23 protein-coding genes are annotated in these 23,004 nt (G+C 65.4%); 15 read left to right on the top strand and 8 right to left on the bottom strand.

The window, feature by feature from the left end; all coding sequences use genetic code 11:
- Positions 1-96: 96 nt before the first annotated feature.
- Complete coding sequence (locus tag ACSU1L_RS04395) at positions 97-366, top strand: helix-turn-helix domain-containing protein (protein WP_438253560.1); 270 nt, start codon at positions 97-99, stop codon at positions 364-366.
- Position 367: 1 nt separating this feature from the next.
- Here ACSU1L_RS04395 and ACSU1L_RS04390 read toward each other — a convergent pair whose 3' ends face one another.
- Positions 368-958, bottom strand: coding sequence for a hypothetical protein (locus ACSU1L_RS04390; RefSeq protein ID WP_438253561.1), 591 nt, complete (start codon positions 956-958; stop codon positions 368-370).
- A gap of 121 nt (positions 959-1,079) precedes the next feature.
- Between ACSU1L_RS04390 and ACSU1L_RS04385 the strand changes: the two genes are divergently transcribed.
- Positions 1,080-1,466, top strand: coding sequence for an Rv3235 family protein (locus ACSU1L_RS04385; RefSeq protein WP_438253562.1), 387 nt, complete (start codon positions 1,080-1,082; stop codon positions 1,464-1,466).
- Positions 1,467-1,503: 37 nt separating this feature from the next.
- Positions 1,504-2,988, top strand: coding sequence for a sensor histidine kinase (locus ACSU1L_RS04380; RefSeq protein WP_438253563.1), 1,485 nt, complete (start codon positions 1,504-1,506; stop codon positions 2,986-2,988).
- A 47-nt stretch (positions 2,989-3,035) separates the two neighbouring features.
- Here ACSU1L_RS04380 and ACSU1L_RS04375 read toward each other — a convergent pair whose 3' ends face one another.
- A complete protein-coding gene (locus tag ACSU1L_RS04375) occupies positions 3,036-3,284 on the bottom strand; it encodes a WhiB family transcriptional regulator (protein ID WP_438253564.1) in 249 nt (82 codons plus the stop codon).
- Between the two features lie 208 nt (positions 3,285-3,492).
- On the opposite strand from ACSU1L_RS04375, the gene ACSU1L_RS04370 reads away from it, so the two are divergent.
- Positions 3,493-3,900, top strand: a complete 408-nt coding sequence (locus ACSU1L_RS04370) for a hypothetical protein (RefSeq protein ID WP_439254835.1) — start codon at positions 3,493-3,495, stop codon at positions 3,898-3,900.
- A gap of 6 nt (positions 3,901-3,906) precedes the next feature.
- On the opposite strand, the gene bcp is transcribed toward ACSU1L_RS04370, so the two are convergent.
- From bcp to aroA, 3 genes are read right to left on the bottom strand one after another with little or no spacing between them, the layout of a single operon-like run.
- Entirely contained in the window at positions 3,907-4,383 is a 477-nt protein-coding gene (gene bcp, locus ACSU1L_RS04365; protein ID WP_439254834.1) for a thioredoxin-dependent thiol peroxidase, read from the bottom strand.
- Between the two features lie 10 nt (positions 4,384-4,393).
- On the bottom strand, positions 4,394-5,476 hold the full coding sequence (gene rsgA, locus ACSU1L_RS04360) for a ribosome small subunit-dependent GTPase A (protein WP_438253567.1): 1,083 nt from the start codon (positions 5,474-5,476) through the stop codon (positions 4,394-4,396).
- The gene (gene aroA / locus ACSU1L_RS04355; protein WP_438253568.1) at positions 5,473-6,798 is read right to left on the bottom strand and encodes a 3-phosphoshikimate 1-carboxyvinyltransferase; all 1,326 of its coding nucleotides are present in this window, start codon (positions 6,796-6,798) and stop codon (positions 5,473-5,475) included. The genes rsgA and aroA overlap by 4 nt, the downstream gene beginning before the upstream one ends.
- 48 nt (positions 6,799-6,846) lie before the next feature.
- Between aroA and ACSU1L_RS04350 the strand changes: the two genes are divergently transcribed.
- From ACSU1L_RS04350 to ACSU1L_RS04340, 3 genes are read left to right on the top strand one after another with little or no spacing between them, the layout of a single operon-like run.
- The gene (locus tag ACSU1L_RS04350; protein WP_438253569.1) at positions 6,847-7,509 is read left to right on the top strand and encodes a sigma-70 family RNA polymerase sigma factor; all 663 of its coding nucleotides are present in this window, start codon (positions 6,847-6,849) and stop codon (positions 7,507-7,509) included.
- Positions 7,506-7,751 (top strand): zf-HC2 domain-containing protein, encoded by a 246-nt coding sequence (locus ACSU1L_RS04345; protein WP_438253570.1) that lies wholly within the window; start codon positions 7,506-7,508, stop codon positions 7,749-7,751. Before ACSU1L_RS04350 ends, ACSU1L_RS04345 begins: the two co-directional genes overlap by 4 nt.
- A gap of 36 nt (positions 7,752-7,787) precedes the next feature.
- Positions 7,788-9,080, top strand: a complete 1,293-nt coding sequence (locus ACSU1L_RS04340; protein ID WP_439254833.1) for a GNAT family N-acetyltransferase — start codon at positions 7,788-7,790, stop codon at positions 9,078-9,080.
- 87 nt (positions 9,081-9,167) lie between these two features.
- On the opposite strand, the gene ACSU1L_RS04335 is transcribed toward ACSU1L_RS04340, so the two are convergent.
- A complete protein-coding gene (locus ACSU1L_RS04335; RefSeq protein ID WP_439254832.1) occupies positions 9,168-12,860 on the bottom strand; it encodes a multifunctional oxoglutarate decarboxylase/oxoglutarate dehydrogenase thiamine pyrophosphate-binding subunit/dihydrolipoyllysine-residue succinyltransferase subunit in 3,693 nt (1,230 codons plus the stop codon).
- Positions 12,861-13,015: 155 nt separating this feature from the next.
- Here ACSU1L_RS04335 and ACSU1L_RS04330 point away from each other — a divergent pair, with 155 nt between their 5' ends.
- The 3 genes from ACSU1L_RS04330 (at position 13,016) to ACSU1L_RS04320 (ending at position 16,942) form a co-directional block, all read left to right on the top strand.
- Positions 13,016-14,470, top strand: a complete 1,455-nt coding sequence (locus tag ACSU1L_RS04330) for a GuaB1 family IMP dehydrogenase-related protein (protein ID WP_439254831.1) — start codon at positions 13,016-13,018, stop codon at positions 14,468-14,470.
- Between the two features lie 94 nt (positions 14,471-14,564).
- Entirely contained in the window at positions 14,565-15,884 is a 1,320-nt protein-coding gene (locus tag ACSU1L_RS04325) for a hemolysin family protein (protein ID WP_438253574.1), read from the top strand.
- On the top strand, positions 15,881-16,942 hold the full coding sequence (locus ACSU1L_RS04320; RefSeq protein ID WP_438253575.1) for a hemolysin family protein: 1,062 nt from the start codon (positions 15,881-15,883) through the stop codon (positions 16,940-16,942). Before ACSU1L_RS04325 ends, ACSU1L_RS04320 begins: the two co-directional genes overlap by 4 nt.
- Positions 16,943-16,978: 36 nt before the next feature.
- Here the strand turns inward: ACSU1L_RS04320 and ACSU1L_RS04315 are convergent, their stop codons facing one another.
- On the bottom strand, positions 16,979-18,046 hold the full coding sequence (locus ACSU1L_RS04315; RefSeq protein WP_439254830.1) for an NADH:flavin oxidoreductase/NADH oxidase: 1,068 nt from the start codon (positions 18,044-18,046) through the stop codon (positions 16,979-16,981).
- Positions 18,047-18,097: 51 nt separating this feature from the next.
- Between ACSU1L_RS04315 and ACSU1L_RS04310 the strand changes: the two genes are divergently transcribed.
- From ACSU1L_RS04310 to ACSU1L_RS04290, 5 genes are read left to right on the top strand one after another with little or no spacing between them, the layout of a single operon-like run.
- Positions 18,098-18,928 carry an ADP-dependent NAD(P)H-hydrate dehydratase gene (locus ACSU1L_RS04310; RefSeq protein WP_439254829.1) on the top strand — a complete coding sequence of 277 codons (831 nt, stop codon included), beginning with the start codon at positions 18,098-18,100 and terminating at the stop codon, positions 18,926-18,928.
- A complete protein-coding gene (locus tag ACSU1L_RS04305; protein WP_439254828.1) occupies positions 18,925-20,148 on the top strand; it encodes a hypothetical protein in 1,224 nt (407 codons plus the stop codon). The genes ACSU1L_RS04310 and ACSU1L_RS04305 overlap by 4 nt, the downstream gene beginning before the upstream one ends.
- Positions 20,149-20,163: 15 nt before the next feature.
- Entirely contained in the window at positions 20,164-20,496 is a 333-nt protein-coding gene (locus ACSU1L_RS04300) for a thiamine-binding protein (RefSeq protein ID WP_438253710.1), read from the top strand.
- Positions 20,497-20,501: 5 nt separating this feature from the next.
- Positions 20,502-21,116 (top strand): class I SAM-dependent methyltransferase, encoded by a 615-nt coding sequence (locus tag ACSU1L_RS04295; protein WP_439254827.1) that lies wholly within the window; start codon positions 20,502-20,504, stop codon positions 21,114-21,116.
- Between the two features lie 37 nt (positions 21,117-21,153).
- On the top strand, positions 21,154-21,777 hold the full coding sequence (locus tag ACSU1L_RS04290) for an NUDIX hydrolase (protein WP_439254826.1): 624 nt from the start codon (positions 21,154-21,156) through the stop codon (positions 21,775-21,777).
- Position 21,778: 1 nt separating this feature from the next.
- Here the strand turns inward: ACSU1L_RS04290 and metX are convergent, their stop codons facing one another.
- A complete protein-coding gene (gene metX, locus ACSU1L_RS04285; protein WP_438253581.1) occupies positions 21,779-22,987 on the bottom strand; it encodes a homoserine O-acetyltransferase MetX in 1,209 nt (402 codons plus the stop codon).
- Positions 22,988-23,004: the final 17 nt, after the last annotated feature.

The raw sequence follows: 23,004 nt of genomic DNA, 5'->3' as shown, positions 1-23,004 counted from the left end.
CCACATCGTCACAGAATCTGAAAATACAGGCGAAAAGTTATCCACAGGGCTTGAAAGCGGTCTGGCCAGAGGCGCTGGGCACGACACAATGGAACTATGGCTGATTCGCCCACATCTGCTTCTCGCTACCTCGCCCCTGCGCAGGTGGCAGAACTGCTGAGCGTCGAAATAGATGAGGTCATCGAGCTCATCCTGGCCGGGAGCCTGCGCGGCGCACAGCTGGGTTCTCCCGCTCGGTGGCGGGTTGAAGAGCAGAGCATCGCGGAGTACCTGGAAGAGCAGACCGAAGCAGCTCGACGCATGGCGCTCTGGCGTCAGGCAGACGAAGCGAGCTTCCCCGAGGTATGGGGCCGGCCGCGTTCCTGAGCTAGAGGGCCGCACCATCGGTGCGTGCCCATACCAGTGCATCCACCGGCACCATGCGGAACGATCGCACGGCATCGGCACGGCGAGACTCGCCCCGATCATGCACGGCGATGTCGAGGTGATCGCTTCCGGCCCGATCGATCGTTCCGTGCAGCACCTCGCCATCGCGAAGCGCGAGGTGCAGCGGCAGGCGCCGACGAGCCAGATCGCGAAAGAGAAATCCCAGCGTCATCCGATCGCGCAGTCCATCGGCCGGCAGCGGGGTGTCATCGAGTGTGTCCAGGAGGGCACCGTGGTGCGTCTCAACACTCGTCAGGGCGGCGAGCGGCACGATGATCGCCGTTGGTGATCCGGCTGACTGTGCAGCAGCCCAATCCGCGCCGATCGCCCGGATCAAGGCAGAGTGACGACTTCCGTCCACAAGCCGCAACGTCACCGGTGCTTCCTGCACCTGCAGAACACGCAGGCGCACGCGCAGGCTGAGCTTGGCGATCCGCAGCCGCTCGGACTCAGCATCCAATACGGCGCGCTCCGCCTCCCACTCAGCGGCCAGCTGGCCTTCGAGGTCTTCGAACAGGCGATCCCAGTGCACGCGATCGAGCGTAGGGGAGATTCTGCTCGTGTACGGGTTATCCACATTTTTGGTCAGAGCCGTGCGAGCAGGGCCGCGCGCATGGTGTACTGGCTCGCATTCGATACCGAGAGTGACAACGATGACGCTTCATGAGTATTTCGCACCGCAACCGACCACTGCCGACGACCTCCCGAACCCCACCGCGCTGGTGCGGAGTCTGACACAGGGAGTCCTCGAGGTTTTCGCCGGTGTGCGAGAACTCGACCAGCTGGCCCGCTGGTTCAGCGAAGAAGCGTATCGAAAACTCGGCACGCGAGCGAACCTCTCCGCTCGCGCACGGAATGCTCGTGGCACGGCGCCGTCGCGACCTGTCTTCGAGATCCTCTCCATCCGTGAAACGTTCCCCGCAGACGGGGTGGTCGAGGCAGTGGTGATCGTCGCGGGGCGCGGCCGAACCCGGGCGGTGGCTATCCGGCTGGAGGGATTGGATCGCCGGTGGCGCGCTACCTCATTCGCCGTGCTGTGAGCAAATTCCATACCGGATGCGCCGCTAGGCTGATGAGGTGTCAACCCTCAGTGATCTCGTCCATGCCCAGGGCTGCCTGACCGATAACGACGTCGAATGGCTCCATCGTCTCTCCGGTGACGGCCAGCTGCTCGCCGACCTCGCCTCGGCAGATATCGTCATCTGGGTCGCCACCAAGGAAGGCTCCTTCGTCGCGGTAGCGCACACGCGCCCCAGCGGCGCCGCGACTCTGTTCTACCGCGATATCGTCGGCGATCAGGTTCGTCCGCAGTGGCGCACGCAGGTGCAGTCCGCGTTCGACTCCAGTGAGATCATCGATTCGTCGTCGCCGGACTGGTTCGAAGAGATTCCCACCCGGGTGCGAGCCGTCCCGATCGTGCGCGAGCGCGGCAGAGCCGGGGAAGGGACACCGGTGATCGGCATCCTGACCAGGCACACCAATCTCGGTGAAGCGCGGGTACCGTCCCGGCAGCAGATCACCTTCGACGAGTGCGCGAACGATCTGTTCCAGATGATCAGCACCGGGGAATTCCCCGACCTCGCAGCACCGACGTCGCCGCGTCGTGGCGCTCCCCGTGCCTCTGACGGCCTCATCCGCATTGATGTGGACGGCATCAGCACCTTCGCCAGCCCGAACGCGCTGTCGGCTTTCAACCGGATGGGGTTCGAGGACGAGCTGGAGGGAGAGTCGCTGGCCGAGGTCACAACGCGGATTCTTCCGGCCACCCGCCAGGTCGATGAATCGCTTCCGGTCGTCGTCACGGGGCGTGCTCCCTGGCGGACCGACATCGAAGCGCGGGGTGTCACCGTGTCACTGCGGGCCATCCCGCTGAAGGATCATGGCAACCGCATCGGTGCGATCATCCTGTGCCGTGACGTGAGCGAGTTGCGTCACCAGGAGCAGGAGCTGATCACGAAGGATGCCACGATCCGTGAGATCCACCATCGTGTGAAGAACAATCTGCAGACGGTGGCATCGCTGCTGCGCATTCAGGCGCGTCGTACGCATTCCGATGAAGCACGGGACGCCCTCAGCCAGGCCATGCGTCGGGTGGACGCCATCGCCGTCGTGCACGACACCTTGGCGCAGGGGCTCACTCAGACCGTCGACTTCGACGAGGTCTTCCATCGTGTGCTCAATCTTGTCGCCGAGGTGGCGGCTGCCCCCAACACCCGTGCGCGCACGCAGTCAACCGGAAAGTTCGGCGTTTTGCCGAGCGAATATGCGACACCGCTGGCCCTGGCGCTGACCGAGGTCGTCACCAACGCCGTCGAGCATGGTCTCGCCGGCAAGGAAGGCACCGTCACGATCGACGCTGTCCGAACTGACGACAACCTGCACGTCTCCGTGCGTGACACCGGGCACGGTATGCCGGAGGGGCGCGTGGGACAGGGCCTGGGGACTCAGATCATTCACACTCTGATCCAGGGCGAGCTCAGCGGCTCCATCCAGTGGCGCGGAAGCGACGGGGAGGGCACCGAGGTGTCCATCGATATCCCGATGCGCTGGTTGAAGAAATGAGAAAGGCCCTCCGGAAGGAGGGCCTTTTCGTAAAGGTGTGAACGCGGTCAGGAGGCGCGACGCGCACGAGCGGCGCGGCGCTTGAGCGCACGGCGCTCGTCCTCGGAAAGGCCACCCCACACACCGGAGTCCTGACTCGTCTCCAGCGCGTACTGCAGGCAGACCTCGGTGACGGTGCAGGTGGCGCAGACCGCCTTGGCCTTCTCGATCTGGTCGACCGCAGGCCCGGTGTTCCCCACGGGGAAGAACAGCTCGGGATCGACGGTCAGGCAGGCGGATTTGTCGCGCCAGTCCATTAGGGCTCCTTGGTGTGGATTCTCAGTGAGTGATCGCGGTACGAACGCTCAGTTCGGGCGACGATATCGGGTGTCGTCGCTCAGTTGTAGTGCGAGCATCTGCTCGCCCCACGCCGCTGTGGGAGCACATGACTGTTAACATTGTGTTACAGCTCGGGCGCGAAATCAAGGATTTTCTGCCTACAAATCTGATTTCTCAGGAGACATTGTGCGTGCACCCCGCCTTGCGATGGCAGCAGCTGCGGTTTTGGCCCTCGAAGGCGCCGCCGTAACGGTGTTTGCGATCATCGAACTTTTCCAGTTGGGGGCGGGCGAAGCGGCGTCGCTGATCACAGCCATCGCACTGATCGTGCTGACCCTGATCGGTGCTGCGGCGCTCTTCGCCTTCGCCTGGGGGACGCGGGTCGGCCACATGTGGGCGCGGTCCGGGGGAGTGGTGCTGCAGCTGCTCGCCATCGCGCTGGTGCTCGCGACTCTCACTGTGCCGCCGATCGCCTGGACGTTCGTCCTGGGCGTGGGTATCCCGAGCGTCGTGTGCTTCGTCCTCCTGCTCGCGAGCACGCGGAAAGAGGCCGTCCGCCCGCCCGACTCCACCGAGGACCCGGTCGCCGACTGAGGCGGGTCAGGCGTCCAGGCCGAGCGTCTTGCGCAGCCGTGCAACGTGCCCGGTCGCCTTGACGTTGTACTGTGCGTGGGTGATCGTGCCGTTCTCATCCAGAACGAAGGTCGAACGGATGACGCCCTTGACGACCTTGCCGTAGTTCATCTTCTCGCCCCACACGCCGTAGGCGGAGTGCACGGCGTGATCGGGGTCGCTGAGCAGCGTGAAGGGGAGAGCATCGCGCTCACGGAATGCAGCGAGCTTGCTCGGCTCATCCCGAGAAATGCCGATCACGCGGTAGCCGGCACCCTGCAGCGACGCGATGCTGTCGCGGAAGTCGCACGCCTGCGTCGTGCATCCCGGTGTCATCGCCGCCGGGTAGAAGTACAGAATCGTCTTCTGGCCCTGAAGGTCAGCGAGGGTCACAGTGGACCCGTCCTGATCCTGAAGCGAGAAGTCGGGAGCAGCGGTACCGGGTTCGAGGCGCAGATTCGTCACGTGCACCAGCCTATCGACCCGAGGACGAACCCGGGTTCGCTTCGGCCTTGTCGGCGAAGGTCTGCAGCAGGCGCTGCAGGGAGTCCAGCCGCCCGAGTTCGGCCGGGTTCAGCTCACCCTGCTCCGCTGCTTCGATGAGCGCACAGTCCGGAGCATCCGGCAGGTGGGTGCATCCGCGGGGACAGCGCTGGGCGACGTACGCGAGCTCCGTGAACGAGGCAAGCACATTCGCCGGGTCGATGTGACCGAGACCGAAAGAACGAACCCCGGGAGTATCAATCACCCATCCGGAGCCGGCCGCGCCCTCGTATCGCAGCGAGACGGTCGACGAGGAGGTGTGACGCCCGCGCCCGGTGACCTGATTGACGTGCCCGGTAGCCCGGTCTGCCGTAGGGACGAGAGCGTTCACCAGGGTTGACTTGCCGACGCCGGAGTGGCCGACGAAAACAGTGGAGTGGCCGATCAGTGCCGCACCGATCTCCTCGAGCGGCATCTGGTCGTTCGCGCTGGTGAACACCTGCAGGTCGAGTCCGTCGAAATACGACAGGAATGCGCTCGGATCGGCGAGATCGGTCTTCGTCACGACCAGCAGCGGGCGGATGCCGGCATCCAAAGCGGCGACCAGGTAACGATCGACCAGGCGTGCGCGTGGTTCGGGATCGGCGGCTGCGACCACGATCAGCATCTGATCGGCGTTGGCCACGATGACGCGCTCGACGAGATCGCTGTCATCGGCGCTGCGACGAAGCAACGATGTGCGATCGACGATGCTGACAATGCGTGCGAGCGTGCCTTCGGTCCCGGAGGTATCGCCCACGACACGGGCCCGGTCTCCGGTGACGATGGGAGTGCGGCGGAGCTCGCGTGCCCGCGTACTGGTGATCACCCGTTCGTCGGTGGTGTCCTCATCCAGCATGACGCTGTAGCGGCCGCGATCGACTCCGAGCACCCTGCCGACCTGCGCATCCTCGTGCGCTGGCCGGCGCTTGGTGCGTGGACGATTGGCTTTCGGATTAGGGCGCTGACGGATGCTGGTCTCGTCGAAGTCCTCGAAGTCGTCTTCGAGGTCATCGTCTGGGCCGAGCCAACTCACGCGGCGGTGCCTCCCAGCATCCGCTCCCACAGCTGGGTGAACTCCGGCAGAGTCTTGGCCGTGGTGCCGATGTCATCGATGATGACGCCGGGCACGCGCAGTCCGACCAGCGCTCCGGTTGTCGCCATACGGTGATCGTGGTGCGCGCCCCAGTGGCCGCCGGTCAGCGGACGCGGGATGATGCGCAGCCCATCGGGAAGTTCCTCGACCTCTCCGCCGAGGGCCGTGAGGTTCTTGAGCAGCGCGGCAATGCGATCGGTTTCATGCATCCGCGTATGCCCGATACCGCGGATGGTCGTGGGCGCATCGGCGAAGGCCGCGAGCCCGACGATCGTGGGCGACAGTTCACTGGCAGCGGAGAGGTCCAGATCGAGGCCACGGATGCTGTCACCGGCGCGTACGGTCATCGCGCCGCCGTGACGGCCGACGTGGGCGCCCATGGCCTGCAGGATCTCCGGCAGCAGCGCGCCCGGCTGGGTGGAATGCAGCGGCCATCCCGTGATCGTCACCTCGCCACCGGTGACCATCGCCGCTGCCAGGAATGGTGCGGCGTTGGACAGATCAGGCTCGATCGCGATCTCCTTGGCGCGCGGGATGCCCGCCTCCACCAGCCACTCGCCGGTCGCCGGTCTTTCGATGCGGATGCCGCGGCGGCTGAGCGACTCGATCGTCATGTCGATGTGCGGCAGGCTCGGCAGGTGCTCACCGGTGTGGACGAGGTGCAATCCGACGTCGAAGCGGGGGGCGGCCAGCAGGAGCCCTGAGACGAACTGGCTGGATGCCGAGGCATCCACTTCCAGGCGACCGCCGCGAATGCGGCCATGGCCGCGAACGGTGAACGGCAGGGACCACGTGCCCTCGTCATCAATGTCGACGCCCAAATCGCGCAGCGCGGTGATCATGGCACCCATCGGACGGTGAAGCGCGGTTTCATGCGCGGTGATGCGGACATCCTCAGTGGCAAGGCCCGCAAGCGGTGCGATGAAACGCATGACGGTGCCGGCCTGCCCGCAGTCGATCTCGGCTCCGCCGGTGAGCGGCGCGGGAGTGATCTCCAGGTCAGGACCGAATTCACCGGCCCCTTCGACCTCTTCGATACCTACTCCGAGTGCTCGCAGCGCATCGACCATCCGGCGCGAGTCATCGGAATGCAGCGGGCCGACCAGGCGGCCGGGGCCATCGGCGAGAGCGGCAATGATCAGCTCGCGGTTGGTCAGTGACTTCGACCCGGGAATGGTCAGCGTCGAGTTCACAGCGCCAGATGCATCGGGCGCGGTGTAGGCGCCCCTGGCGGGGGAAGGGGAATACCGTGTGTCAGTCATCGGTTCCACCTTAGTGAATGGTACGCAAACCGCCGAGAAGGAGTGACTATGGTCGCAACGCTGGAGAGTGGGCTGGAGGTGCTCGTCGGCCTAGACTGGCCCGTGATGGATGACACGGCACCCGCAGACACACTCGGCGACGCTCGGCGTGAGTTCGAGGAACAGGCGATTCCCTTCATGGATCAGCTGTATGCGGCGGCGATGCGTATGACGCGCAATCCCGCCGATGCGGCAGACCTTGTGCAGGAGACGTTCGTCAAGGCCTTCGCGTCCTGGGCGTCGTTCACACAGGGAACGAACCTCAAGGCGTGGTTGTACCGCATCCTCACGAACACGTACATCAACATCTACCGCAAGCGTCAGCGCGAGCCCTATCAGGGCACGATCGACGAGTTGGAAGACTGGCAGATGGGCGGAGCAGAGTCGACGACGGCGACGCACAGCCGCTCGGCTGAGGCAGAAGCCATCGATCGGATGCCCGCGTCTGTCGTGAAGGATGCCCTGCAGGAAGTACCGGAAGACTTCCGGTTGGCGGTCTACTTGGCAGATGTCGAGGGATTCGCCTACCAGGAGATCGCCGACATCATGAAAACCCCCATCGGCACCGTGATGAGTCGTCTGCACCGTGGCAGACGGATGTTGCGCGAGTTGCTGTCGGATTATGCCGCGGAGCGAGGAATTGCCGCGGCCGCTACAAGGAGCAAGAAATGAGCGATTGCGGCTGCACCAAAGCCCGTCAGGACTTGGAGGAGTACCTCCGCAACGAGGTGTGCAAGACCGAGCACGCCGAGATCCGCGAGCACATCGAGAACTGCGCGTCCTGCCAGGGTGAGGCGCTTGTCGCCAGCACTCTGACCGAGGTCGTGGCTCGCGCGTGCAAGGAGACGGCTCCGGAAGAGCTGCGTGACCAGGTGCTGGCCAAGCTGCGCGCTGCCCAGGCTGCCGCGCACTGACCGACGCTGTCGGTGGTCTGCCTTTAGGGTGGAAGGATGACCGACGCACGAAATGTCCCCGTCGACCCCTCTTCTTTTGATCGGCTTGCCGTTCAACGACTGACCTATCGAATTATCGACACCGCCTCGGCTGCCGATAGCGAAGCCTTCGTGCGCGCCGACGCTCGGGGGTTCCTCGACAAGGATCCGGCAGCAGATGTCGTCGAGGCCGATGGCGCCGCGATCGCTGACCGTCGCAACATCGGCGTGTTCGAGGCGGATGCACCGGTGGGTGCGTGGCCGGTTGCGACAATCAACTCCTGGACCACACCGCTGACGGTTCCCGGCGGCGAGATCGAGATGTGGGCGATCAGTTCGGTGACCGTGGCCGGTACGCACCGGCGCCGCGGCATCGCCCGGGCCCTGCTAGAGGGCGAGCTTCGCGCAGCGGCATCCGCCGGCGTCGCCATCGCCGGCCTCACGGTCTCGGAAGCGACGATCTACGGCCGCTACGGTTTCGCATCCGCGGTTCCGGTTGCGCGGGTCACCGTCGACACCAGACGAGCCGGGTGGGCCGGGGGGACGCCGTCCGGCGCCCTGGAGTACGTCGATAAAGAGACGTTGAAGAAGAGCTTTGCCGCGCTGCACGAGGTGGAGCGCACCCAGCGAGCCGGGCAGGTCGCCGGGTGGGATCGCCGTTGGGACCGCGTTGCAGGCCTTGCAGCCGGTCACCCCGCCCCGGCGGCCGTGCGTGGAGTGCGCTATCTCGATGAGACCGGTGCTGTGCGCGGTGTGATGGCGTACAAGGTTGAAGAGATCCCCGGGCAGTTCCGCTCTGAGATGTCGATCTACCAGATCTCCACGGTTACACCCGATGCGCTTCGCGCCCTCTGGGGCTTCGCTCTGCAGCACGATCTCGTGAACAAGATCTCTGTCGACCTCCGGCCCACCGATGATCCGCTGCCGTGGCTGGTTGCCGATCAGCGTGGTGTCGACATTGCGGTGCACGATCACGGCTGGTTGCGCATTCTGGATGTTCCGGCCGCGCTCACCGCTCGCACCTACCGCGCGCCGCTGGATATCGTGCTGCGCGTGGAAGATACGCTCGGCTTCGCTTCGGGATGCTGGCGGTTGGCCATCGAAGACGGCCACGCGCTGCTTACCCCAGTTGAGGGCGGAGAAGCGGATGTCACGCTTGATGTCTCGACGCTCTCCGCGCTGTACGTCGGTGGCGTCAGCGCCGCGCAGTTGCGGGCTGCTGGCCGGATGGATGTCACGGCTGAGGTTGCTGCATCCATCGACGACGCTTTCCGAGCCGCTGAAGCGCCGGTACTGAGTATCTGGTACTGAGTACCTGATACTGAGCACGAACCCCGTAGCGCTGCAGGATCTGCGGCGCTACGGGGTTCGTGCGATCAAGTCATGATCAGGTCATGATCAGTCCATCGTGAGGGCACGCTTGAGCAGATCTGCCTGCTCGACGGCGTGCACCTTGGAGGAGCCACTCGCCGGAGAAGCGGATGCCGTGCGTGCAACGGTCCGGAACTGCCGGTCACCGGGAACATCGGCGAAGGCGAGAGCGAGGAACGGCCATGCGCCCTGGTTCTCCGGCTCCTCCTGAACCCAGACGAGCTCCGCGTTCGGGTACGAGTCGGTGATTGCCTTCAGTGCATCGATCGGCGTCGGGTACAGCTGCTCCAGCCGCACCAGCGCGATCTCCGGGTTCGGGTTCTTCTCCAGCTCGCTGCGCAGATCCCAGTGCACCTTGCCGGAGTGCACGAGCACACGCTTGACGGCCGCCGGGTCTACACCGCGATTGTCGTCGATCACGGGCTGGAAACGACCCTGGGTGAAGTCCTCGACGCTGCTGGTTGCACCGCGCAGACGCAGCATGGCCTTCGGCGTGAAGACGATGAGCGGCTTGCGCGGACGAGCGTACGCCTGACGGCGCAGCAGGTGGAAGTACGAAGCCGGCGTCGACGGACGGGCAACGATCATGTTCTCCTGAGCGCACAGCTGCAGGAAACGCTCGATGCGTGCCGAGGAGTGATCCGGGCCCTGGCCCTCGTACCCGTGCGGCAGCAGGAGCGTGACGCCGGACTGCTGGCCCCACTTCTGCTCGGCTGAGGAGATGTACTCGTCGATGACGGCCTGGGCGGTGTTCGCGAAGTCACCGAACTGCGCTTCCCAGAGCACGAGAGCTTCTGGAGCCTCAACCGAGTACCCGTACTCGTAGCCCAGCGCCGCGTACTCGCTCAGCAGCGAGTCATAGACGAAGAATCGCCCCTGGCTCTCCGAGATGTTCGACAGCGGCAACCATTCCTGCCCGTTGGCGCGGTCGTGCATGACTGCGTGGCGCTGCACGAACGTGCCACGGCGCGAGTCCTGGCCGGCCAGGCGCACCGGGGTGCCCTCAGCAAGCAGCGACCCGAATGCGAGCAGTTCGCCGAAGCCCCAGTCGATGTTGCCGCTGCGCGTCATCTCGACGCGCTTGTCGAGCAGCTGCTGGATCTTCGGGTGAACGGTGAAGCCCTCGGGCTTGTTCGCGAATGCTTCCGCGATCAGCGAGACGATCTCTGGCGAGATGCCGGTGACCTCGGGCTCGCCGACGACCTCGTTCGAGGACGTGAGTTCCGGAGCGATCGGCGTTGCGCCGGTCTCCGCAGCGTGCGTCTCAGCGAACGCGACCTCCAGACGGCCTTGGAAGTCGTCCTTCGCCTGCTCGTACTCTTCTTGGGTGATGTCACCGCGACCGACGAGCGCCTCGGTGTAGAGCTTGCGAACCGAACGCTTCGCCTGGATGAGGTCGGTCATCAGGGGCTGCGTCATCGACGGGTCATCGCCCTCGTTGTGACCGCGGCGGCGGTAGCAGACGAGATCGATGACGACGTCGCTGTGGAAGCGCTCACGGTACTCGAACGCGAGCTGAGCAACGCGGATGACCGACTCGGGGTCATCGCCGTTGACATGGAAGATCGGCGCCTGGATGGTCTTGGCGACGTCGGTCGCGTAGACCGAGGTGCGGGCATCCGTCGGCGTCGTGGTGAAACCGACCTGGTTGTTGACGACCACGTGGATCGTGCCCCCGGTGCGGTAACCGCGCAGCTGCGACATCTGCATCGTCTCGACGACGACGCCCTGCCCGGAGAACGCGGCATCACCGTGCACCAGGATCGGCAGCCAGGAGAACGTGCCGATGGGCTTGCGGTCCTGCTTCGCGCGGACGATGCCCTCGAGCACGCCGTCGACGGTCTCGAGGTGCGAGGGGTTCGCTGCGAGGTAGATGGGCAGCTCGGAGTTGTCGTCCGAGACGAATGTGCCCTCGGTGCCGAGGTGGTACTTCACATCGCCAGAGCCGCGCTGGTTGCCCGGAGTCTGGATGCCTTCGAACTCGCGGAACACGTGACCGTAGGTCTTGCCGGCGATGTTGGTGAGCACGTTCAGCCGGCCGCGGTGTGCCATACCGATCGCCGCACCGTCGAGGGAAGCCGCGGCTGCGCCCTGAAGGATCTCATCCAGCAGGGGGATCAGCGATTCGCCGCCCTCGAGAGAGAAGCGCTTCTGGCCGACGAACTTCGTCTGCAGGAAGGTCTCGAACGCTTCCGCCTCGTTGAGTTTGCGCAAGACCCGCAGCTGCTCGGCGTGGCCGGGCTTCTGGTACTTGACCTCGAGCTTCTCCTGGAACCAGCGGCGCTGCTCCGGATCCTGAATGTGCATGTACTCGATGCCGAGCGTGCGGCAGTACGAGTCGCGAAGAACGCCCAGGATGTCGCGCAGCTTCATAACGCGCTTACCGCCGAAACCGCCGGTGACAAACTCGCGGTCCAGATCCCAGAACGTCAGGCCGTGGCTTTCGATCTCGAGGTCGGGGTGCGAACGCTGCACGTACTCGAGTGGGTCGATGTCGGCCATCAGGTGACCGCGGACGCGGTACGAATTGATGAGCTCCTGCACCCGCGACTGCTTGTCGACGCGCTCAGCGAGGTCAACGGCAATATCGGGGTTCCAACGGATGGGCGCGTACGGAATGCGCAGCGCAGCGAAGATGTCGTCGTAGAAGCCGCGCTGACCGATCAGCAGCTCGTGCGCCTTCTTCAGGAACTCGCCAGACCCGGCACCCTGGATGACACGGTGGTCGTAGGTGCTGGTGAGCGTGATGGTCTTGCCGATGCCGAGCTCGGACAGTGTCTTGGCGCTCGCGCCCTGGAACTCTGCCGGGTAGTCCAAAGCGCCGGCGCCGATGATGCAGCCCTGGCCCTTCATCAGACGAGGCACGGAGTGCACGGTGCCGATGCCGCCCGGGTTCGTGAGCGAGACCGTGGTGCCGGCAAAGTCGCCGGCGGTCAGCTTGTTGTTTCGAGCGCGGGTGACGAGGTCTTCGTAGGCCGCGAGGTATTCGGTGAACGTCAGCGTGTCTGAGCGCTTGATGCTCGGCACCATCAGTGCACGGGTGCCGTCAGGCTTGGGAATGTCGATCGCGATGCCGAGGTTGACATGCGCGGGAGCGACCACAGAGGGCTTGCCGTCGATCTCGGCGTAGAAGACGTTCTGGCTTGGGAACTCCTTCAACGTCTGGATCAGCGCCCAGCCGATGAGGTGGGTGAAGCTGACCTTGCCGCCGCGCGAGCGCGACATGTGGTTGTTGATGACGATGCGGTTGTCGATCAGCAGCTTCGCCGGGATCGTGCGCACACTGGTCGCTGTCGGAACGGTGAGCGACTGGTCCATGTTCGCCGCGAGGGTCTTGGACATGCCGCGAAGCGGAGTGGCCTTGTCCTCGTCGGCCGATTCCTCGGCAGCGGCCTTGGCCGTTGGCTTGGGAGCCTGGGCAGGGATCGGTGCCGGCGCTGCGGGCTTCGCCGTGGTGCGCGCCACCGGCTGCAGACCGATCACGGGGATCGGTGCAGTCACGGGGTGCTCGGCTGCGGCTGCGGACGTGCTCGATGGCGTCGTCGAAGCGGGCGGAGCCGCCGCGCTGGCGGGCTTGTAGTTCTCCAGGATCGGCCACCACTCCTTGTCGACGGAGTTGCGATCAACCTTGAACTGTTCGTAGAGTTCGTCGACGAGCCACGAATTGGCTCCGAAATCTCCGTCGTCTGAACCCCCGACGCCGGCCACCTGGTTCGCCACGCGTTATCGCCCTCTTTCATCGCTGAAGCTGTGTCTCATGCTCGAGTCCGAAACGTCCGGAACGATGCATCGCGTGTACTAGCCTAACGTGTTCTGGCATGTGAATACGCGCGTAGACTCGCCCGTTTCGCTGCTTGGAAAGATACCGTGGGGGTATGAAGTTCGTCAGCGAGCAGCCTCAGGTCGATCTCACATACTCAGATGTCTTTCTGGTGCCGCGGCACTCCGACATCACCAGCCGGCTTTCCGTGGATCTCTCACCGCACGACGGCACGCCTGCGACGTTGCCGCTGGTCGCCTCGAACATGAACTCCGTGACCGGTCCCCGGCTGGCTGCGGTGCTTGCGCGGCGCGGTGGTCTGGGCATCCTTCCGCAGGACATGCCGTTGCAGGATCTGGACGCTGCGATCCGCAACGTCAAGGCGCAGCCGGTGGCATGGGACAGCCCGCTCGTGCTCCCACCTTCAGCCACGGCCGCTGATGCGCTGCGCCTGGTACCGCCTGCTGTCGGGCACGGCATCGTCGTCGCCGAAAGGGGCGCGACCGTGGAAACATCCGCGATCCGCGGCATCCTGCCAGCCACCCGGCTGGCAACCGCCCTGCCCGATGCGCAGTTGGGCGATCTTGTGCACACCGGCACGCCTGCTCTGGATGCTGAGGACATCACGGATGCGCGTTCAGCATTCGACGTCATCACCGAAACGGGCGCGGAGGTGGTCGCGGTCGTCGATCATGGCCGCTTGGTCGGAACGCTCAGCGCGCGCAGCGCCCTGAGATCAACGCTGTATGCGCCAGCCGTCGACGCGGACGGTCGACTCGCTGTCGGTGCCGCCGTCGGGATCAACGGCGACGTCGCCGCAAAGGCGACAGCGCTGGCAGAAGCGGGCGTCGACGTCCTCGTCCTCGACACTGCGCACGGGCACCAGGACGGGATGCTGCGTGCGCTTCGCACCGTCGCCGCGCTGAATCTCGGTATCCCGATCGTGGCCGGCAACATCGTCACCGCCGACGGGGTGCACGATCTCGTCGATGCCGGGGCATCCATTCTGAAAGTCGGCGTCGGTCCCGGCGCGATGTGCACCACGCGGATGATGACCGCGGTGGGACGACCACAATTCTCGGCCGTGCTCGAAACCGCAGAGGCTGCGCGCTCCCACGGAGCACACGTCTGGGCAGACGGGGGAGTGCGCTATCCGCGCGACGTCGCGCTGGCACTGGCGGCGGGAGCCGCATCCGTGATGATCGGCTCCTGGTTCGCCGGAACGATCGAGGCTCCCGGTGAGCTGCTTACTGACGCCGAGGGGCGTATCTACAAGGAGTCGTGGGGGATGGCATCCACGAAAGCGGTGCAAGCGCGGTTCGGTCGGCTCGACGCCTACGAGCGCGCACGCAAGGAGTTGTTCGCAGAGGGGATCTCCTCCTCGAAGATCTACCTCGACCCGCTGCGCCCGGGTGTGGAGGATCTGCTCGACATGATCACCTCCGGGGTGCGTTCGTCGTTCACCTACGCGGGAGCGGCGTCTGTGCCGGAGTTTCACGAACGCGCGCTGGTCGGCAGGCAATCGGCTGCGGGCTACGAGGAGGGCAAGGCGCTGCCGGTCAGCTGGTAGAAGTTCGGTAGAATCTAAGCATCATGGACGACCCTCCCAGTTGTAGTATTGTGCCCCACTGCCCGTTGCCTTCCTCTGAGGAGGGGAGCAGCTGATGGACTACGTCATGCTGGGCGTGGGGCTCCTACTCACAGTAGGAACAGGTTTATTCGTTGCGAGTGAGTTCGCCCTCGTCAACCTTGATCGTGCAGAGCTAGAAGCTCGTCAGGCCCGCGGCGAAAGCCGGCTGGCGCTGACGATCTCCGCTCTCAAACACACGTCCACTCATCTATCGTCGGCGCAGCTGGGCATCACGCTGACGACTCTGCTGACCGGTTACACGATGGAGCCAGCGCTTTCCAACCTGCTCGGCCCGGTGCTGATCACCTGGGGCATCGCCGAAGGTGCTGTCCGTCCTGTCGCCACCGTCGTTGCGATAGTGGTCGCCACTGTGCTGTCGATGATTCTCGGCGAGCTCGTTCCGAAGAACTTCGCCCTCGCGCTGCCTCGTCAGACAGCCAAGCTGGTCATCCCATTCCAGACCGGTTTCACCGCGGTGTTCAAACCGGCGATCGTGATGCTCAACAACAGCGCCAACGGGGTGCTGCGCAGCATGGGCATTGAGCCGAAAGAAGAGCTGTCCGGCGCACGAAGCGCTGAAGAGCTCTCCTCACTGGTGCGCCGTTCGGCGCTTGCCGGTGTGCTGGAGGCGGACACCGCCAGCCTGCTCGATCGCAGTCTGACCTTCGCCCGGCTCTCCGCGGGCGACGTCATGACCCCGCGTCCCAGCATGCACGCGATCTTCTCCGGGGATTCGGCCGAAGACGTCATTCAACTGGCCCGACGCACCGGCCTGAGCCGGTTCCCGGTGTATTCGGACGACCTCGACGACATCACCGGCGTCGTGCATCTGAAAGCGGCGGTTTCGGTGCCGCGGGAGCGTCGCGTGGACGTTCCGGTGGGCGCGCTGTCCACGGATCCGTTACGCGTACCGGAGACGCTGCACCTCGATGTGCTGGTATCCGAATTGCGCGCCAAGGGCTACCAGATGGCCATCGTCGTTGACGAGTACGGCGGAACCGCCGGAATCGTCACTCTGGAGGATCTGATCGAGGAGATCGTGGGAGAGGTTTCAGACGAACACGACCGCACCCGTGCCGGCGTCGTTCGCAGCAGCGACTCGATCGCGTTTCCGGGGGAGCTGCGTCCTGATGAGCTGCGCAGCAGCACAGGAGTCCAGGTTCCCGAGGGAGATGTCTACGACACCGTCGGCGGCTACATGATGAGTGTTCTCGAGCGCGTTCCCGTGATCGGAGATGAGGTCTCGTTGGACTCTGGTGTGCTGCAGGTGATCCGGATGGACGGTCGCCGCGTCGATCGCATCCGGTACACGCCCGTGCCGGTTGACGCCACGGCCGAGGGGGTGACCCGATGAACGACTGGGCAGGAATCGTCTGGCTCGTCGTACTTCTCATCGCGAACGCCTTCTTCGTCGGCGCAGAGTTCGCCGTGATCTCGGCACGCCGCTCGCAGATCGAGCCCCGCGCGGAGCAGGGGTCGCGGGCGGCTAAGACTGCGCTGTTTGCCATGGAGCATGCAACGCTCATGCTCGCCACGTCCCAACTCGGCATCACGATCTGCTCATTGCTGATCCTGAACGTCTCAGAGCCCGCGATCCACCATCTGCTCGGTGTGCCGATGCACGCTCTCGGGTGGCCGGATGCGGTTGTAGACATCGTCGGCTTCGCGATCGCACTGCTGCTGGTCTCGTACCTGCACGTGGTGTTCGGCGAAATGGTGCCGAAGAACCTGGCGTTCTCGGTACCTGATCGTGCGGTGCTCATCCTCGCCCCACCGCTGGTATGGGTGTCGAAGGTGTTCATGCCGGTGATCTGGGTTCTGAACACGACCGCCAATGGTGTGTTGCGGCTGTTCAAGGTCGAGCCGAAGAACGAAGCGGCGTCGACCTTCACGATCGACGAAGTGGCCACGATCGTCACCCAGTCGCGTCGGGAGGGACTGCTTTCAGATACCTCTGGTGCTGTCGCCAAGGCCGTGGAGTTCACCGATAAGAAGGCACGTGATGTCGCCGTCTCGCTCGGTGATCTGGTCACGCTGCCGCAGACCACGACACCGGATGACATTGAGCGCGCCGTCGCTCGATACGGATTCTCCCGCTACGTGATCGTGGATGAGCAGCAGGTGCCGGTCGGTTACGTGCACCTCAAGGACATCCTGCGTGCCTCGGAAGGAGCGGACGCCGCCACGATGACCGTGGCACCGATCCCGACCAAGCGCATCCATCACATGGTGCCGGTGCAGGAAGACACCGACCTGGAAGACGTGCTTGCACTCATGCGCCGTGCCGGCCGGCACCTCGCGAAGGTGCGCAACGCCCAGGGCGAGACGACTGCGGTGCTGTTCTTGGAGGACATCCTCGAAGAGCTCATCGGCGAGGTCCAGGATGCGACTCGACGGGTGCACGGGCGCTGATGCGCCCGTGCCCCTCGGGGCGCGTACCCTCGGAGGTCAGCGCCAGCGTGCGCGGAGGTACTGGGACGGCCACGTGACTGGTGCTGCGAGTTCGTGTGCGGCCCGCAGGCCGAAGTGCGGATCCCGTAGCCATTCCCGACCGGCGAAGACGGCATCAGCCGCGCCATCGGCAAGCACCTGCTCGGCCTGCTGTGCCGTGGTGATGAGTCCGACAGCGCTCGTCGGGACCGCACCGCTCTGGCGAAGCGTCGCGGCAAGCGGCACCTGATAGCCAGGATGCACATCGATCTGCTGGTGCGCCACGAGTCCGCCGCTGGAGACGTCGATGAGATCGGCTCCGTGCTCGAGCAGCCACGTGCTCACCGCGGTCGCCTCCGCGGGGAGGAAGCCGCCATCGGCGTGGTCGGTGGCTGAGATACGGACGAAGAGCGGCACATCGTTGCCGGCCTCTTCGCGCACAGCACCAACCACGCGCAGGAGCAGCCGTGCCCGGTTTTCGAGCGAACCGCCGTACTCGTCGGTGCGCAGATTCGACAGCGGGGAGAGGAACTGGTGCAGCAGATACCCGTGCGCGCCGTGAACCTCCAGTACGTCGAACCCGGCATCCAGTGCACGTCGGGCAGCGGCGCGGAAGCTGTCAACAAGGCTCTCGATGCCCGCGGCATCCATCGCGGCCGGCTCATCGAAGCCGGCGAAGGCGACGGCCGACGGCGCGACCGCCTGCCAGCCGCCGTCAGCATGCGCGACTGATCCCTGCGTCTCGGCCCACGGCCACCACGTGGAGGCTTTGCGGCCGGCGTGGGCGAGTTGGATTCCGGCGAGTCCACCACGCGCATGAATCGCCGCAACGATCGGCGCCCACGCATCACGCTGCGCATCGTTCCACAGCCCGGCATCGCGCGGGGAGATACGGCCCTCGGGAACGACAGCGGATGCCTCGGCGACGATGAGCCCGGCGCCACCGCTGGCGAACTGGGTGAGGTGGGTGTGATGCCATTCCTGCACCACGCCGTCGATTGCGCTGTACATACACATCGGGGAGACCCAGAGGCGGTTCGGGAAGGTGACAGAACGGATGCTGAGAGGGGAAAAGAGAAGACTCACCCTTCGACCGTAGTGCCGTCTCAACCGGGCAGGCGCGCTAGCGTGGAAGCCATGGTCGATATGCGCGAGTGGTCCCGGGCTGACACCGCGCACCTGCTGCGGGTGCCCGGCGCTGGCGACGACAAGTACTCTCGGGGCGTTGTCGCTGTTCGGACGGGGACGGATGCCTATCCGGGCGCTGCCGTGCTGAGTGTTGAGGCAGCGTGGCGTGCAGGTGCGGGATTCGTTCGATTCGTCGGGACGGGGCGCGCAGCGGACGCTGTCATCGCCCGCCGACCGGAGACAGTGGCGGCACCGGACATCGGACGCACCCGAGTGGATGCCTGGGTCATCGGGTCAGGCACAGACGCGGCGACGCGTATCCCTGCGGAGACCGAGGCGCTGCACGAGGTCCTGGCGGGTCAGGCACCCGTCGTCGTTGATGCAGGCGCGCTGGATCTGGTTCGTGGAGCTGCTGCGCCCGTACTCGTGACTCCGCACGCGGGGGAATTCGCTCGGTTGTGCGAGCAGCTCGAACTGACTGAATCCGGGGATCGTGCGGCGGATGCGGCCGCAGTCGCCGAAGCACTGGGATGCACCGTGCTGGTGAAGGGATCCACAACGCTCGTGGCGGCAGCCGGCGACGCTGTCATCGCGGTGGCGTCCGCACCGGGCTGGTTGGCCACGGCCGGCGCCGGTGACGTGCTTGCCGGCGCGCTCGGCGCGCTCCTGGCCAGCAAGCCGGCGGCTCCGATCGCTGAGCTCGCCGCTGCCGGAGCATGGTTGCACGGATATGCGGCACGCATAGCATCCGGGGCGCTTGATGGTCAGACCGGGCACCCGATCGTCGCGCTCGATGTGGCAGAGGCTCTTCCCGTTGCCATCGGGGACCTGCTCTCGTGAGGTTGCGGACACTGTTGCTGTGGGGCACGTTCCTCGCCGTGCATGTTCTCGTCGCCTGGCAGGGGTGGGTGTTTCCGAGCCAGCCGATGGGCGACGTCGTCATCGTGTATCAGCCGTGGTCCCAGGCGGCACTCAGCGGTGGGCCCGTGGTCGGGATCACCGAGTCGTGGGTATACCCGCAACCGGCGCTGCTGCCCATGCTGTTCACACAGGTGCTCGCGTGGCCGCTGACAGGGGTGGTCGGGGCGGTGGATGCGTATCTGATCGGCTGGGCGGTGTTGGTGACAGCTCTGGATGCGGTCGCCTTCGGCCTGCTCGTCGGGCGCACCGGTTCCGCACGGCGGCGCTCAGCGGGATGGTTCTGGACGGGAGTGCTGGCGCTGTTCGGCCCGATCGCCATGTACCGCATCGATGCGGTGACGGTGCCGCTGGCTGTCGTGGGCGGGCTGTGGCTCGTGCGCCGCCCCGGCGCGGCCGCGATCGTGCTCACATTCGCCGCCTGGATCAAGATTTGGCCGGGGGCTCTTGTGCTCGCGGCGGTCGCGGCATCGAAGAATCGGATGCGTATCCTCCTCACCGCAGCAGCGACCACGGCGGCGATCATCGTCGTGCTGTTCCTCCTCGGTGCTGACCAGCATCTGTTCGGTTTTCTGACCGAGCAGACCGGACGCGGCCTGCAGATCGAAGCGGTCGCCGCGACACCGTTCATGTGGATGGCGCATTTCGGCGCAGCATCCGTTGATTACAGCTTCGACATTCTGACGTTCCAGATCGGCGCACCGGGCGTCGAGTTCATCGCCTGGATGCTGACCCCGCTGATGGTGCTGGCGCTGGCCGTCGTCATCGGGATCGGGGCAGTCAAAGCGATGCGCGGGGCGTCGTTTCCTCGGCTGTTCCCGCCGCTCGCTCTGGCCGCGGTACTTGTGCTGATCGTGACGAACAAAGTCGGTTCGCCCCAGTTCCAGACATGGCTGATTGTTCCGGTGATCATGTGGATCATCTTCGATCGCACCCGCTCGGGCGTGCCGGCCGGCATCGTACTCGGCCTGGCTGCGCTGACCTGCCTGGTCTATCCGCTGACCTACGACGGATTATTGCGCACCCAGCTGCTACCGGTGTTGCTGCTGACCGTTCGCAACGTGTTGGTGGTCGTCCTGCTGGTGCTTGCGGTTCGGGCACTCGTGCGCGTTCCTGTTCGCCCTATTTCCCACCGATCCTGATCTGAGAGGTACATGATGCTTGTTGCATTCTCCGTTGCTCCTTCTGGCACCGGCCGCGAAGACGGTTCCGTCCATGACGCGGTCGCAGCAGCCGTGAAGGTTGTTCGTGAATCGGGGCTCGCGCACCGAACCACCAGCATGTTCACCGAGATTGAAGGCCCCGACTGGGACACGGTGATGGACGTCGTCAAGCGGGCGACCGAAGCGGTGGAGCCGTTCGGCTCACGCATATCGTTGGTTCTGAAAGCCGACATCCGTGCAGGATATGAGGGCGAGATCGACGGCAAGATCGAGCGGCTCGAGAAGGCGGTCGATGAAATCTCCTCCGCGCGCGACAGCACGCCGTAGGGTTGATGGCTGTCGAGAAGGTCCGGAGCAGCTATGGGGCCCGAGCGGATGAGTACACCGAGTACCTCGGCTCCGTCGAGGCGATGGCCGCCGAGGACCGCCGGGTCATTTCCGAGTGGGCTGCAACGATCAGAGGCCGTGCTCTCGACGCGGGGAGCGGGCCCGGCCACTGGACGGCATTTCTCCGCGACCACGGTGTCGAGGTCGAAGGGCTTGACCTCGTGCCCGAATTCGTCGGGCGCGCGGCAGCCCGGTTCCCGGACCTGCTCTTCCGCGTCGGTGACCTGGAGTCGCTGCCTGTGGAGGATGGCTCTCTGGGCGGAATCCTGAGCTGGTACTCCCTCATCCATACCGAGCCCGAGCGCGTTCCCTCGATCATCGGAGAGTTCGCGCGCTGCCTCCACCCAGGCGGCACGCTGCTGCTCGGCTTCTTCGAGGGCCCTCGGATCGAGCCCTTCGACCATGCAGTAGTGACCGCCTACTTCTGGCCGGTCGATGCCCTGAAGAAGGAACTCGCGCGCGCCGGGTTCGAGATCCTCGCTACCCACGCTCGCACGGATCAGGGTAGCCGTCCGCACGGCGCGATACTGGCCCGGCTGGAAACGGTGAGGCGACCGTAATCCTCGGGGCGAACGCCGTGACGCGTAGGGTGATCCCATGGATACGATGCCGGTCGGTGGGACAGCGATACTGCTGCGCGATTCACCCGGCGGGCTGGAGACTCTGCTGATTCGCCGACCCGACCACGGCTCGTTCGCCGGCGGCTGGGTCTTCCCCGGCGGGGTGGTCGAAGAGCTCGACCGCGCTGACGCTGGTGAGGAGCAGCAGATCGCCGCGGTCGCAGCGATTCGCGAGTGTGCAGAAGAAGTGGGGCTTCGGCCAGCCCGCCTGGTCACGCTGTCGTGCTGGATACCACCGGCCGAAGCACCAAAACGCATACGCACCTGGTTCTTCCTTGCGCCCGCGCCCGCGGGAGAGCTCGTCCTTGCGCCCGATGAAGTAGAGGAATCGCGCTGGCTGACACCCCCTGAAGCGCTGCGGCTGCACGCCGAGGGCCGGCTGCGCCTGTTCCCGCCGACGTGGGTGACACTGCATGAGTTGGCGTCGAGCGAGAGCGTTGCGGCGGCGTTGGCGCAAGCATCCGCACCTTCGCTCTACGCCACGCACATCATCGACGGCGGCGTCTTCGTCTGGGGCGGCGATGCAACACACCCCGAGGGCGGCACCGGCCGCCATCGTCTGGAGACCGCAGCTCTGCCGTGGAACTACCTGCGCGACTGACTCACGCCGCGAGCAACCGGCGCAGGTGGGCGCCGACCTCATCGGTCTCGATGAGGAAACCGTCGTGCCCGAAGTCGCTGGCCAGCACGACCGCTTCGTTGCCGTCGAGGGTGTTCGGGATGCTGCGCGCGATGCGATGCTGCCCGTCGACCGGGAACAGCCTGTCCGTGTCGATGCCGAGGACAAGTGTGGTCGCGGTGACCGTGTGCAGGGCCTCCTCAACACCGCCACGGCCGCGTCCGACATCATGCGAGTTCATCGCCTCGACCACGGTGATATAGCTGTTGGCATCGAAACGGCGAGTGAACTTGTTTCCGTGGAAGTCGATATAGCTCTCCACGGCGAAGCGGCCGCCGCTGCCCAGCGGCGACACCCCGGACTGCCACGAGCGTTGGAAGCGCTGGTTCAACTCGATCGGGCTGCGATAGTTCAGTAGCGCCATCCGGCGGGCCAACGCGAGACCGCGGTGCGGGCCGTCCCCGTCGCTGAGATCGTAGTACTCGCCGCCCTGGAATCGAGGATCGATGCGGATCGCCTCGATCTGCACAGAGTTCAGAGCGATCTGGTCGGCCGTGGTCGTCGGGGGAGAAGACAGCACCGCGAGACGCTCAACGCGCTCGGGATGTGTGACAGCCCATTCCAGTGCGTGCATGCCGCCCATCGAACCGCCGATCACGGCCGCCCAGCTGTCGATTCCCAGCTGATCCGCCAGCAGCACTTGAGCTTCGACCTGATCACGGATCGTGAGGTAGGGAAAGCGCGAGGCCCACTCATAACCGTTCGGGGCGACGCTTGCGGGGCCGGTGGAACCCTGGCATCCGCCGAGCATGTTCGGCGCGATGACGCACCAGCGATCGGTGTCTAGCGGCGCACCGGGTCCGACGATGTCTTCCCACCAGCCGGCCGTCGGATGCCCGGCGCCGGCTTCACCGCGCAGGTGGCTGTCACCGGTGAGCGCATGCAGCACAAGAATGGCGTTGGTGCGAGTGTCGTTCAGCTCGCCCCACGACTCATAGGCCACGCGGATGCTGGGCAACTCCTGCCCGCTCTCGGTGCGGAATGGTCCGAATGCCACGAACTTGCGGTCTCCGACCGGGTCGCCGTCGCGCCACGCTCCGGTGACAGGGGGTCGCGCTCGCAGCAGACGAGCATCCGCCGCCGTCACCCGTGCCGAGGGCACGGTGTCTTCGGAGGTGCTCTGCCAGTCCATGCCTCCATTGTCGCCTG

The organism is Microbacterium sp. A94 (assembly GCF_051842855.1).
In the GTDB taxonomy this organism is placed as follows: Bacteria; Actinomycetota; Actinomycetes; order Actinomycetales; family Microbacteriaceae; genus Microbacterium.
This window is presented reverse-complemented; position numbering and strand designations above follow the sequence as displayed.